At 42.4% G+C, this 13,322-nt stretch carries 14 protein-coding genes and 1 other RNA gene; 13 read left to right on the plus strand and 2 right to left on the minus strand.

The features are described 5' to 3' along the window. Window positions 1-138 precede the first annotated feature (138 nt). A non-coding RNA gene (gene ssrS, locus NSQ49_RS18360) (6S RNA) lies at window positions 139-326 on the plus strand. Between the two features lie 264 nt (window positions 327-590). After that, entirely contained in the window at window positions 591-1,352 is a 762-nt protein-coding gene (locus NSQ49_RS18365; RefSeq protein WP_159863285.1) for a tRNA threonylcarbamoyladenosine dehydratase, read from the plus strand. Window positions 1,353-1,415: 63 nt separating this feature from the next. Here NSQ49_RS18365 and NSQ49_RS18370 read toward each other — a convergent pair whose 3' ends face one another. After that, a complete protein-coding gene (locus tag NSQ49_RS18370; protein WP_159863284.1) occupies window positions 1,416-1,934 on the minus strand; it encodes a Myb-like DNA-binding domain-containing protein in 519 nt (172 codons plus the stop codon). A 168-nt stretch (window positions 1,935-2,102) separates the two neighbouring features. Here NSQ49_RS18370 and NSQ49_RS18375 point away from each other — a divergent pair, with 168 nt between their 5' ends. After that, window positions 2,103-3,044, plus strand: coding sequence for an ABC transporter ATP-binding protein (locus tag NSQ49_RS18375; protein ID WP_251283649.1), 942 nt, complete (start codon window positions 2,103-2,105; stop codon window positions 3,042-3,044). Then, window positions 3,022-3,981 (plus strand): ABC transporter permease, encoded by a 960-nt coding sequence (locus NSQ49_RS18380; protein WP_159863283.1) that lies wholly within the window; start codon window positions 3,022-3,024, stop codon window positions 3,979-3,981. Before NSQ49_RS18375 ends, NSQ49_RS18380 begins: the two co-directional genes overlap by 23 nt. Before the next feature lie 43 nt (window positions 3,982-4,024). Here NSQ49_RS18380 and NSQ49_RS18385 read toward each other — a convergent pair whose 3' ends face one another. After that, window positions 4,025-5,290: a replication-associated recombination protein A gene (locus NSQ49_RS18385; RefSeq protein ID WP_159863282.1), complete on the minus strand. Its 1,266-nt coding sequence runs from the start codon at window positions 5,288-5,290 to the stop codon at window positions 4,025-4,027. Between the two features lie 251 nt (window positions 5,291-5,541). Here NSQ49_RS18385 and NSQ49_RS18390 point away from each other — a divergent pair, with 251 nt between their 5' ends. The 9 genes from NSQ49_RS18390 (at window position 5,542) to NSQ49_RS18430 (ending at window position 13,310) form a co-directional block, all read left to right on the plus strand. After that, on the plus strand, window positions 5,542-6,228 hold the full coding sequence (locus NSQ49_RS18390) for a YczE/YyaS/YitT family protein (protein WP_251283650.1): 687 nt from the start codon (window positions 5,542-5,544) through the stop codon (window positions 6,226-6,228). Then, window positions 6,228-6,650 carry a cysteine metabolism transcriptional regulator CymR gene (cymR, locus tag NSQ49_RS18395; RefSeq protein WP_159863280.1) on the plus strand — a complete coding sequence of 141 codons (423 nt, stop codon included), beginning with the start codon at window positions 6,228-6,230 and terminating at the stop codon, window positions 6,648-6,650. The genes NSQ49_RS18390 and cymR overlap by 1 nt, the downstream gene beginning before the upstream one ends. Before the next feature lie 66 nt (window positions 6,651-6,716). Then, on the plus strand, window positions 6,717-7,859 hold the full coding sequence (locus NSQ49_RS18400) for a cysteine desulfurase family protein (RefSeq protein WP_251283651.1): 1,143 nt from the start codon (window positions 6,717-6,719) through the stop codon (window positions 7,857-7,859). A 58-nt stretch (window positions 7,860-7,917) separates the two neighbouring features. Beyond that, window positions 7,918-9,033 (plus strand): tRNA 2-thiouridine(34) synthase MnmA, encoded by a 1,116-nt coding sequence (mnmA, locus tag NSQ49_RS18405; RefSeq protein WP_251283652.1) that lies wholly within the window; start codon window positions 7,918-7,920, stop codon window positions 9,031-9,033. A gap of 116 nt (window positions 9,034-9,149) precedes the next feature. Then, window positions 9,150-9,815, plus strand: a complete 666-nt coding sequence (locus tag NSQ49_RS18410; RefSeq protein WP_251283653.1) for a tetratricopeptide repeat protein — start codon at window positions 9,150-9,152, stop codon at window positions 9,813-9,815. A 24-nt stretch (window positions 9,816-9,839) separates the two neighbouring features. After that, a complete protein-coding gene (gene recD2, locus NSQ49_RS18415; protein ID WP_251283654.1) occupies window positions 9,840-12,266 on the plus strand; it encodes an SF1B family DNA helicase RecD2 in 2,427 nt (808 codons plus the stop codon). A gap of 96 nt (window positions 12,267-12,362) precedes the next feature. Beyond that, entirely contained in the window at window positions 12,363-12,512 is a 150-nt protein-coding gene (locus NSQ49_RS18420; RefSeq protein WP_201306500.1) for a hypothetical protein, read from the plus strand. A 120-nt stretch (window positions 12,513-12,632) separates the two neighbouring features. Then, window positions 12,633-13,103 (plus strand): PRC-barrel domain-containing protein, encoded by a 471-nt coding sequence (locus tag NSQ49_RS18425; RefSeq protein ID WP_159863275.1) that lies wholly within the window; start codon window positions 12,633-12,635, stop codon window positions 13,101-13,103. Window positions 13,104-13,118: 15 nt separating this feature from the next. Further along, window positions 13,119-13,310, plus strand: a complete 192-nt coding sequence (locus NSQ49_RS18430) for a hypothetical protein (protein WP_061791133.1) — start codon at window positions 13,119-13,121, stop codon at window positions 13,308-13,310. Window positions 13,311-13,322: the final 12 nt, after the last annotated feature.

The raw sequence follows: 13,322 nt of genomic DNA on the forward strand, positions 1-13,322 counted from the left end.
TTAAACCAGGAAGTTACTCCTGAATTTTAGGCAAGCTGTTTAATTTAAAGGAATAAAATGGATATATCTGTCCAGATCTGCTTCATTCATCAGCTTGAAAAAGGCGAAATCGTGTGATATGATCATATCAATAAATAAAGAGTCCTGATGTGTTCGTTGTAAAACCTGAAATTTTGACCAACATTATTCCTTCGGGAGTCCGGAGTTTTCCAGCAGCGTAAATGCCTCATGGATGGGGACTTACAAACGCAGGAAACAGGACACCCACCTGCTGAGTGCGGGTTCAAAACGAGGGCATCAACAGCGACGGCACGATTGGGACTCTTTAGTACATACGGTATTAAAAAACCATGCTGGGTAAGCATGGTTTTTTTGTGCTGATATTTTATGATCTAACTGGTCTATCTGAAGCTGAAATTAACGATTAGGTTTAAATATGATGGGACAGTTAACACTATTGGGAGAAAGCTTCTTTAAAGTTTCATTAATCCTATAGAACTACTTGCTTTAAAATGCAAGTATGATATATTCATTATCGGGTATTAAGTAATACATGCATTATTAATAAATTTTTGATGGAGTTGATATATATGCTTCACCAATTTTCCAGAAATGAATTGGCTATTGGCAAAGAAGGCCTAGATAAAATGAAAAATAGCACTGTTGCAGTACTGGGCATCGGCGGAGTTGGTTCCTTTGCAGCGGAAGCATTGGCGCGTTCCGGTGTAGGCCGCCTTGTTCTGGTTGATAAGGACGATGTTGATATTACAAATGTGAATAGACAGGTCATCGCATTATTATCCACTGTCGGGAAACCGAAGGTGGATTTAATGAAGGAAAGAATCATGGATATCAATCCAGATTGTGAAGTTATTGCTTTAAAAATGTTTTATACAGAAGAAACCTATGAGCAATTCTTCGATTATGGACTTGATTTTGTAGTGGATGCTTCCGATACGATTTCGTATAAAATTCACCTTATGAAAGAATGCTTGAATAGAGGTATTCCAATGATTTCAAGCATGGGTGCTGCAAATAAAATGGATCCAACCAGGTTCCAGATCGCAGATATCTTCAAGACTCATACTGACCCTATTGCTAAAGTTATTCGTACGCGTTTAAGAAAAGAAGGAATCAAAAAAGGGGTACCGGTTGTATTTTCCGATGAAAGCCCGATCGTTATCCGGGAAGATGTCCGAAAAACAGTTGGCAAAGATGATGCTGAAATCAGAAAGGCCAAAATGCCGCCTTCTTCAAATGCGTTTGTTCCTTCTGTTGCAGGTTTAATCATGGCCAGCTATGTAACTAGAGAACTTTTAAGCGATATAAAGATTGCCCGGGTAAATGATTGAAAAGAGACCGGCCTTCTGCAGGCCGGTCTTTGTGCATTTTTTTTTGCATTACAAACACTCCATTTAATGAACAGCCCTTTTATCTTCAACGCTCTCTTGCTTAAGAAGCTGGTCTGCTTCTTTTAGTATGCTTGCCATTTCCTCATATTGCAAAAGCTTATTAGTATATTCCTCTTCTTTTTCCTTCAGCTTTCTAATTAACTGCTCATTTTGAAGTTTCAAGTGCTTCTGCTCTTCATGCAGACGTTTGTTTTCCTTCAAATGCACTGACTTAGGCTGTGTTTTCGCAAAATTTCTTAAGAAGTGAATGACCTGAGTTAAATTTTCAGGGGGAATAGTGCCAGAGGTTTCATGGGTTTGACTTTCTGAATTATTGCTTGAAATTTCATGGGCTGCAAAATCTGTTTTCTTGGATATGGCAGTGTTCCATCGGTATCGGCATGCTGAAACAGTGCGGCCAAGTTCACTGCTTGCCTTCTTAAAGGCTGATGCTTTTGAATCTCCATTTGATGTATATTCAAGTACTGTTTCTTCGAGTAATTGATCTTCTTCCGGCTTCCATAAGTCTTTCCGTTCCTTCATTTCATTACCACCTCGGGAAATACAATTGTTAGGATTATCGTCACCCGAATAGATGAAAATATTCCATTCTCAGCTGCAGAAGGGTAAAATAGTGTAGTCAAATAACTATCCCTGCTTTAAAGACGTCTGTAAGTACTGGACTTTAAAGGATGAAAGGAGGATTCCAAAATGGATACTCTTGTAGAAATACAGGATGTTACAAAAGTGATAAATGGAAGGACTATTATTGATTCTGTCAGCTTTGAGGTGAAAAAGGGAGAGGTATTCGGATTTCTTGGTCCTAACGGTGCAGGTAAGACCACTACTATTCGAATGCTGGTTGGCTTAATCAGTATTACTTCTGGGGACATTAAAGTTCTTGGCAGCAGCATTAAAACAGATTTTGAAAAGGCAGTTTCCCATATTGGAGCCATTGTAGAAAATCCGGAGATGTATAAATTTTTGACGGGTTACCAAAACCTGGTCCATTATGCACGAATGTCAAAAGGTGTAACGAAAGAAAAGATTGATGAAACAGTTGAGCTTGTAGGACTTGCCGATAGGATACATGATAAAGTCAGAACGTACTCGCTTGGCATGAGGCAGCGTCTTGGTCTTGCGCAATGCCTTTTGCATGATCCCCAAATTCTTATCCTGGATGAACCTACGAATGGACTTGATCCTGCAGGCATAAGAGAGATTCGGGATCACTTGAGGCTGCTTGCAAGAGAGAGAGGGATGGCTGTCATTGTATCCAGCCATTTACTGTCTGAAATGGAAATGATGTGTGATAGAATCGGCATCATTCAAAACGGGAAATTGATTGATGTTCAGCATATTAGTGACTTTGTTCAGGGGAAAGAAAAGGTCTATGAAGTAGAAGTGGATGCCCCTGATAAAGCGCAGAGACTGTTAAAAAATATATACCCTGAATTGCCGATACAGGTCACGGAAAGCAAAGTGTTCCTTCCACTCGTACGTGACAGCATACCGGAGATGATAAAGGAATTTGTCCGGGAAGATATTAAGATATTTGCTGTCCGTGAAGTAACCAAAACATTGGAAGACCGCTTCCTGGAAGTTACTGAATACAGGGGAGGTGCCGAACATGCTCGGATTGATTCAAAATGAATGGATGAAAATCTTCAGGCGGCCGGGTACATACGTCATGATCGGACTTCTTTTAGTGATGACGACTGTTGCAGGCGCCTTTATAAAGTATCAGGAAAGCGGAGGGACAGTCCCTGATAATACAGAATGGAAAAGGGGACTGCAGACCCAAAACGAAAGCTATCAAAAACAGCTTGAAGAAATGGGAGAAATGGCTCCCAGAGACATGAAGGAACAGTATCAAAGAGAGATTGCCCTTAACGAATACAGAATTAATAATGATATTTCACCGAATCAGGAGTACTCTGTCTGGGGATTCGTATCGGATACCTCTCAGCTGATAGAATTCGCAGGCCTGTTTACGATTATCATTGCCGGGGGAATCGTGGCGAGTGAGTTTACATGGGGAACCATCAAACTTCTTCTGATCAGGCCTATCAAAAGAATAAAGGTTCTGGGAGCAAAGTACATTACCGTAATTTTATTCGGGCTGCTGGTGCTGGCTGTCCTCTTTGGATATTCCGCAATTTTGGGCAGTCTCCTCTTTGGATTCCCTGAAAAGGCCATTCCTTATTTGTATTATTACAAGGGCACAGTGAAAGAAGTAAGCATGGGACTGCATCTGATATCTTATTATGGTCTTAAATCGATTAATGTGCTGATGCTTGCAACCATGGCTTTTATGATTTCAGCTGTTTTTAGGAATAGCTCTTTGGCAATCGGGCTTTCCCTGTTTCTGATGTTTATGGGGGGGCAGGTCACAAGGCTGATTGCCATGAAGTATGATTGGGCAAAGTACAGCCTTTTTGCCAATACAGATCTTCTTCAATACTTTGAAGGAGTGCCGATGGTTCAGGAAATGACGCTTGGATTTTCGATCATAATGATAGTAGTTTACTTCCTGCTCTTCCAGGCCCTTGCATTTTATGTATTTAATAAAAGGGATGTTTCTGCTTAGCGGTAAAAAAGGTAGAGGTCCGGCATTAATGCCGGACCTCTTGCTATTTAAGGAGCTTTTCATAAACTGATGCTAATGCCTGTTCAAATTTGCCGGTTTTCTTAGGCTGATAATATACTTTGTTTTTTATTCTGTCAGGCAGGTACTGCTGTTTGACCCAGCCGGTTTCATAGTCGTGAGGGTACAGATAGCCTAAGCCTCTTCCCAGTTCTTTTGCTCCTTTGTAATGCGCGTCCTTTAAATGATCGGGAACTTCACCACTTTTGCCAGCGCGAATATCTGCGATGGCAGAATCCAAGGCTTTGTATGCAGAATTAGATTTTGGAGATAAACAAAGCTCTATTACGGCATTGGCAAGCGGTATTCTTGCTTCAGGGAATCCAATTCTCTCCGCAGTCTCGATAGCGGCAAGAGTCCTGGGTCCGGCTTGCGGTGATGCCAGACCGATATCTTCATAGGCGATAACCAAAAGTCTCCTGCTTATGCTCTGAAGATCGCCTGCTTCAATTAATCTTCCCAAATAGTGCAGCGCAGCATTTACGTCGCTTCCGCGGATAGACTTTTGAAATCCTGACAATACATCGTAATGGGCATCTCCGTCTTTATCGTGTGTAAAGCTTTTGCGCTGAATGCATTCCTCGGCAACAGATAAGTCAATTTTAATGATGCCTTCTTCATCCTCTTTTGTTGAAAGCGCAGCAAGTTCCAAAGCGTTAAGCGAGCTTCTGACATCTCCGTTTGAAGCAGTTGCCAGATGTGTCAGTGCTTCATCGGTAACTTCTGTTTGTTTATCGCCAAGGCCCCGTTCTTTATCATGAAGTGCTCTTACGAGCGTTTTTTTTATTTCATCTGCAGACAGCGGCTTTAATTCGAAGATTTGACACCGGCTCCTGATGGCAGGATTTATTGCATGATAAGGGTTGCTGGTTGTGGCGCCAATTAAAGTGATGCTGCCGTTTTCCAGATAGGGAAGCAAAAAATCCTGTTTACCTTTATCAAGCCTGTGGACTTCATCCAGAAGCAGAATGACTTTTCCCGACATTTTTGCCTCAGCTGCTACCACTTCCATGTCTTTTTTATTATTGGACACCGCATTTAGCGTGCGGAAAGCGTATTTGGTGCTTCCTGCAATGGCACTTGCAATCGATGTCTTGCCTATACCTGGAGGCCCGTACAGAATCATCGATGATAGCTGCTTAGCCTGCACCATGCGATAAATAATTTTTCCTTCTGAAACAAGATGCTCCTGGCCGATGATTTCATCAATCGTTCTCGGCCTCATCCGGAATGCAAGAGGTTTAATATTCAAAGTAATCACTCCAGCCTTTTCCCTGGCAGCCTGCAGTCTGCCTGTCAATTTTCAGCAAATCTTTCGCTTTCTAATTAAGATACCATAACATTTCCTGCTGTGAAATCATTTAAGCCAAGGTCCGCATTGTCCTGTTCAAGCCCGGTCCGCCCTTTTCCTCCTAAAATATGCTATAATGTCAAAAGTCTATAACTTTACTAAGGATTTAAACTTTATATACTTATGCAGGACTTGCGGGGAGCGTTGGGCACATGTTACTGAAAAATAAAGGACAAATCGGTCCCAGGTTCTTAGTTTATTTAATAGGACTGCTTGTGATGAGCCTGGGTATTGTGCTGTTAATTACAGCTGATTTAGGGGCAACCCCCTGGGATGTTCTGCATGTGGGTCTATACTACCAGCTTGGCCTGACGATAGGCAGCTGGTCCATTATTGTTGGAGTATTCATTTTAGCTGCTGCAGCACTTATTTCAAAGGAACTCCCTCAAGTCGGTGCTTTTTTGAACATGGTACTGATTGGCCTTTTTATTGACGCCTATTTGCTTTTGCCATTTATGCAGACTCCTAATGGAATGGCTGGGAAATTGGCGATGTTTGGATTCGGCATAGTGGTTTATTGCTATGGAATGGGGATGTATATTTCTGCTCAGCTTGGCGCAGGGCCGAGGGACAGCCTGATGATTGCATTAACAGCTAAAACAGGCTGGAAAGTCAGAAACGTCAGAGCTTTAATGGAAATTGCTGTTCTGACTGCTGGATGGCAGCTCGGTGGCCCTGTATTCTGGGGAACCATTGTGCTCAGTTTGGCAGTGGGATCAATTGTCGGGGCAGCTTTGCCTCAGTGCCAGGCTTTAACTGATCGATTTTTGGCAAAGCTTAGATATAAGGATATTAAAGAGAATCAAATGCTTAGAGAAAAGGATAGAGGTGCAAGCTGATGAAAATTTCTACTAAAGGCCGTTATGGTTTAACGATAATGATTGAGTTAGCAAAAAAGCATGGGGAAGGCCCCACTTCGTTAAAGTCGATTGCCCAGACGAATGACCTTTCAGAGCACTATCTGGAGCAGCTTATTGCTCCGCTTCGGAATGCAGGTCTTGTTAAAAGTATCCGTGGTGCATACGGCGGATATGTTTTAAGCAAAGAGCCGACAAAAATTACCGCTGGGGACATCATCAGAGTTCTGGAAGGACCAATAAGTCCGGTGGAAGGAATTGAAGATGAGGAGCCTGCAAAGAGAGAGCTGTGGATGCGTATTCGTGATGCTGTAAAGGATGTGCTTGATAACACAACGCTTGAAGATCTAGCGAGCCATACAGATACCGGCGGAGAGTCGGATGCTTATATGTTTTATATATAGTCCTTGATATGGGAATAATTCTGTAGAAAGACAAGCAGCATGACGAATTGAAGTAGGTGAACTAATATGGAAAGAATATATCTTGACCATGCGGCAACTTCTCCAATGCATCCGGAAGTGATTGAACGGATGACTGAAGTGATGAAATATGAATATGGAAATCCTTCAAGTATTCATTATTTCGGGAGAAGTTCACGCCATATTGTCGATGAAGCAAGATCCGCATTAGCAAACAGTATCGGTGCAAAAGCCAATGACATAATCTTTACAAGCGGTGGAACAGAAGCTGATAATCATGCGATTTTTGGATCAGCTGAATCACTCCGCCATAGGGGCAAACACATTATAACAACACAGATTGAACATCATGCAGTGTTGCATGCATGTGAGGAGCTTGAAAAACAGGGCTTTGAGGTAACGTATCTGCCTGTTGATCCATTTGGGCGTGTCTCGGTAAAGGACATAGAAAAAGCTTTACGGGAGGATACCATTCTAGTAACCATCATGTACGGTAATAATGAAATAGCTACCCTTCAGCCCATTAAGGAAATAGGGGATTTATTAAAAGAGCATCCTGCTGTATTCCATACCGATGCCGTTCAGGCATATGGTTTAGAAAAAATTGATGTGCATGAATTGAAGGTGGATTTGCTTTCCGTGTCCGCCCATAAAATTAATGGGCCAAAAGGCATCGGCTTTTTATATGTCCACTCTGATGTAAAGCTTTCTTCACGTCTTTTTGGCGGTGAACAGGAAAGGAAGAGAAGGGCAGGAACGGAAAATGTTCCTTCTATTGCAGGCTTCCAGGAGGCTGTCCGGATCGCTCAGAAGGAGATGGAAGCTAAGCGGGAAGAACTGCATTCTTTTAAGATCCTGTTCATGAATAAACTGGAGCAGGAAGGTGCTGTTTTTGAACTGAACGGATCACTTGATTATTCCCTTCCTCATGTTTTAAACTTAAGTTTTCCCGGAACAAATGTTGAAGCCATGCTGGTAAACCTTGATTTGGCTGGAATAGCAGCATCAAGCGGGTCGGCCTGTACTGCAGGCTCCATAGATCCATCCCATGTGCTGGTCAGCATGTTTGGAAAGGGATCAGATAAACTGCAAAATTCCATCCGTTTCAGTTTTGGACTTTTTAATACAAAAGAACAAGTTGAAAGAGCGGCAGAACAAACGGCCAATATCGTGAAGCGGCTGGTTAAATAGACAGAATATGAAACATGCAATTCTATGCGTGATTTCTGAAGATTTGAGGTGAAAATAGATGAACAAAGATCCGAAGGATACCCGGGTAGTGGTTGGAATGTCCGGTGGCGTTGATTCTTCTGTGGCGGCCCTGCTATTAAAGGAACAGGGATATGATGTAATCGGCATCTTCATGAAAAACTGGGATGATACAGACGAAAACGGGGTATGTACCGCTACAGAGGATTACAATGATGTCATCAGGGTGTGCAACCAAATCGGCATCCCATATTATGCGGTCAATTTCGAAAAGCAATATTGGGATAAAGTATTTACCTACTTCCTTGAAGAATACAAGGCAGGACGGACACCTAATCCGGATGTTATGTGCAATAAAGAAATTAAATTTAAGGCATTCCTTGAACATGCTATGAGCCTTGGCGCCGACTATCTGGCGACAGGACACTATGCCCGTGTGGAATTCAGGGATGGCGAATACAAAATGCTGAGAGGTCTTGATGATAATAAGGACCAAACATATTTTCTGAACCAGTTAACACAGGAGCAGCTTGAAAAAGTAATGTTCCCGATCGGCGATATTGAAAAATCTAAAGTCCGTGAACTGGCGAAGGAAGCCGGATTGGCAACTGCCGCAAAGAAAGACAGCACAGGCATATGCTTTATTGGTGAGCGCAACTTCAAGGAGTTCCTTGGAAACTACCTTCCGGCTCAGCCCGGAAACATGGAAACCATGGATGGGAAGGTTGTCGGCAAGCATGATGGCCTCATGTATTATACGATTGGACAGCGGCATGGACTGGGCATTGGCGGAGCAGGTGAACCCTGGTTTGCAATCGGTAAAGACCTAAAGAGAAATGTCTTGTATGTTGGACAAGGATTCCACAATGAACTGCTGTATTCAGACTCCATTATTGCTGTTAATACCAGCTGGGTGACGAATTCAGAACAGCCGCAGGAATTTGAATGTACGGCTAAGTTCAGATATCGCCAGGCTGACAGCAGGGTTAAGGTTCAAGCTCTTGGAGATGGCAGGGTCAAAGTTATTTTTGCAGAGCCAATCAGGGCTGTTACCCCTGGACAGGCAGTTGTCTTTTATAATGGAGACGAGTGCCTTGGCGGCGGAACAATTGATGAAATATTCAAGGATGGCAAGCAGCTGGATTATGTCGGCTAATTAAAGCCTGGACCCCGATTCTTATCAAAGGATCGGGGTTTTATTACGGAAATGGAGTACAGCGGAAATGAGGAATTCAAATATGCTATACTTTGATTTGAATGGAGTGATGAATAATGGATAAAAACCAATTGGGTATTCAATATATGCAAGAAGGAAAATGGGAGGAAGCAGTGAAGGTTTTTATGGAAGCAATTGAAGAGAATCCTTCAGATCCTGTTTCATATATTAACTTTGGAAATGTGCTGTCTGCTGTAGGAGAAAACGAAAAAGCGCTGAAGTTCTACGAGAAAGCGATAGGGCTTGATGAAAATGCAGGTGCTGCTTACTACAGTGCTGGAAATTTATATTATGAATTGCAGCAGTTTGACCAGGCTAAACAGATGTTTGAAACTGCATTGCAAAAAGGCCTTGAAACCGCTGATAATTTTTTCATGCTTGGCATGTCCCTTACAGCCCTAGACCAGGGGAAACTGGCATTGCCTTATTTGCAGCGCAGTGCGGAACTGAATGAAAATGATGCCGAAGCCCATTTCCAATATGGGTTATGTCTGGCACAGCTGGATTACATTGATGAAGCTATCCAGCAGATGAAAAAATGCATTGAAATTGAGCCAGAACATGCAGATGCTTACTACAATCTCGGAGTAGCATATGGATTTAAAGAAGAAGAAAAAAAGGCACTTTTATACTTAAATAAGGCACTGGAAATTCAGCCGGGCCATATGCTTGCGGGCTATGGGAAAAAGTTGATTGAAAAGGGCGGCAGCGAATTAAATTAATGTTTATAGGGGGAGGGGATGGAAATGGAAAAACAGGATTCCATGGATCTTTTTGCCGAACAGGGAAAGTTCATAAAAGGCAGACATTTGGTCACTATCTTTCATAATGAGCAAAATTTATATACGGTTTTGCGTATTCGGGTTGATGAAACGAATGACTCGTATGATGAAAAAGAAGCGGTCATTACCGGCTATCTGCCAAAAATGCATGAACATGAAACCTATATTTTTTATGGTGAATTTAAAGACCACCCTAAGTTTGGCATTCAATTCCATGCAAGCCATTACAGGAAGGATCTTCCCCAGACGAAACAAGGTGTAGCCAATTATTTATCAAGTGAATTATTTAAAGGGATTGGCAAGAAAACCGCTGAGCAAATTGTCGAGACACTTGGAGAAGATGCTATTACGCGAATCCTTAATCAGCCATCCCTGCTCGATAAAGTCCCCAAACTGTCACCTGAAAAAGCTAAATCTCTTTACGACACACTAATGGAGCACCAAGGCCTTGAGCAAGCCATGATTGCACTTAATCAATATGGTTTTGGTCCTCAGCTTTCCATGAGAATTTACCAGGTGTATAAAGAAATGACAATTGATGTCGTTCAAAACAATCCTTATAAACTGGTTGAGGATATAGAAGGAGTCGGCTTTGGCCGTGCAGACGAACTGGGATATCAAATCGGCATATCAGGCAATCATCCTGATCGTATAAAAGCAGCCTGCCTCTATATACTTGAAACTGAGAGCATGCAGGCAGGTCATGTTTATATTGAAGCAAAACCTCTTTTGCAGAGTGTGAAGAAGCTGCTTGAAGAAAATAAGCATGATGTCATTGAATACAGGGATATATCCAATGAACTGATTAAGCTTGAAGAGGAAGGGAAGATCAAGGCTGAAGGCCAAAAAGTATACCTTCCTTCTCTTTATTTTTCCGAAAAAGGGCTAGTAACCAATATCAAACGGATACTAAAGCAGACCCAGTATGATGAACAGTTTCCTGAGTCGGAATTTCTTTTAGCTCTTGGGAATTTGGAAGAGCGTCTGGGTGTCCAATATGCGCCGACTCAAAAGGAAGCCATTCAAACAGCTCTTATGTCTCCCATGCTGATATTGACCGGTGGGCCTGGGACTGGGAAAACAACCGTTATCAAAGGGATTGTAGAATTATATGCAGAGCTTCACGGCTGCTCCCTGGAACCGAAAGATTATAAAAAGGAAGAGCCTTTTCCCTTTTTGCTGGCAGCCCCGACAGGAAGGGCTGCAAAACGGATGGCAGAATCAACAGGGCTGCCTGCTGTAACCATTCACCGTCTTCTTGGCTGGAATGGATCTGAGGGATTTGACCGGCACGAGGAGAGTCCATTGGATGGCAGGATATTAATTGTTGATGAAACATCAATGGTAGATGTCTGGCTTGCAAATCAGCTTTTTAAAGCTCTGCCTGACAATATGCAGGTGATCCTTGTCGGTGATGAGGATCAGCTGCCTTCCGTGGGTCCAGGCCAGGTATTGAAGGATCTTTTGCGATCAGAGCGTATTCCAACTGTCCGTTTAACAGATATATACAGGCAGGCTGAAGGATCCTCCATTATTGAATTGGCCCATGAAATGAAAAAAGGCAAGCTTCCTCAGAACATCACTGCGCAGCAGCCGGATCGTTCCTTTATCAAATGCCAGCCCGGCCAAATTGCGGATGTAGTTGAAAAGGTTGTTCTGAATGCCAAAAAGAAAGGATATTCTTCAAAAGATATACAGGTGCTTGCCCCAATGTACCGCGGCCCTGCGGGAATCGACAGATTAAACGAAATACTGCAGGAAATACTGAACCCAAATCCCGATGGAACAAGGAAAGAGCTGTCCTTTGGGGATGTGAAATACAGGATTGGAGATAAGGTTCTTCAGCTTGTCAACCAGCCTGAAAATAATGTTTTTAATGGGGATATGGGTGAAATTGTTTCTATTTTTTACGCGAAAGAAAATACGGAAAAACAGGATATGATTGTCGTATCCTTTGATGGTGCGGAGGCTACATACACAAGGCAGGATCTAAATCAGATTACGCATGCTTACTGCTGCTCTGTCCATAAATCGCAGGGAAGTGAATTTCCGATTGTCATTATGCCTGTAGTTAAAAGCTATTACAGGATGCTGAGAAGGAATCTCCTTTATACCGCCATTACCCGCAGCAGACAGTTTTTAATAATGTGCGGTGAAGAAGATGCATTAAAGATCGGTGTGGAACGTGCAGATGAACAGGCACGTCTGACCACTCTGTCTGAAAAGCTGAGAGATGCAATTCTGTTTAATGATGGAACAGAACATGATGATGCAGCTGAACCTTCTCTTTCGGAATCCCTTTCTCTCGAAGAAAAGCTTCTCCAAGCCGATCCCATGATAGGAATGGGAAATATAACACCGTATGATTTTATGGAAAAAGAATATAGCTAAGAAGAGCAGTCTACAATAAAAGACTGTTCTTTTTGTATATCAAAGCAAGCATGAAGTTTAGCTGTTAAATCAAAAATATAAAAAGGGGAGATAAATGTGGAAAGGAAAAACAGAACATCTCTTCTCAATCTCCACGGAGTAAAACGGCGCAGACAGCCGCAACAGGATTATGAGTTTTCAGAGGAGCTGTCAGACGGAGGAGAGCGAAACGAGCGTTTTAATAAGCCGAGGTACAGCAGAAAGTAGGCTTATGCAATCTTGCTGAACGTTCTTAACGATACTTTTTGGCTCCCATGGCAATGGTTTTCCGTTATGTTTTCTTAGGAGCAGTGAAAACTATAAATGTTCGGGAAGGCGGGATTCTCTTTGCGGACATTTTCTTTATTAAAAGGTCTGCCGGTTTTTGAGCTGAAAACCGGCGACAAAGCAGGCGTTATCTGCGATTTATCCATTTCAGACACTGGAAAAGTACTGGGATTACTGCTGCGAAAGGGCGCTCTTTTGAAAAAAACATATATCATCAATATTGAAGACGTGACATCTTTCGGCTGGGATGGAGTGATGATTGAGGATTCTTCAGTTCTGCAGGCACTTCCTAAACATGATGATTATACCTGTGAGACCCATAACCGGCTAACGGGCAAAATGATTATGAGCCGGGAAGGAGAACGGCTGGGTTTGCTTGAGGATGTATATTTTAGGGAAGAATTGGGCACGATTGTAGGGTACGAACTGTCGGATGGCTTCTTTTCAGATGTGCTGGAAGGAAAACGTGTCATAAAAACCGATGACCCGCCCGCAATTGGAAAAGACGCCATTATTGTAAATGTAAAATAGTGAGGTGTCTTTTTCGTGCTGAAATGTCCAAATTGCCAGAGCAAAGATATTGGGAAAATCGGGATTAATCAATATTATTGCTGGAATTGCTTTATAGAACTTTCTTTATCCAAAGGAATCATTAACACCCATCAAGTTGAGGAAGATGGTACGCTTAGCTCCCTTGATGATTTATTTGAAGAAGATGAGCGCCGGTTTCTTTCGTAAGAATTAACGGAA

Source organism: Cytobacillus sp. FSL R5-0377 (assembly GCF_038004385.1).
GTDB lineage: Bacteria > Bacillota > Bacilli > Bacillales > Cytobacillaceae > Cytobacillus.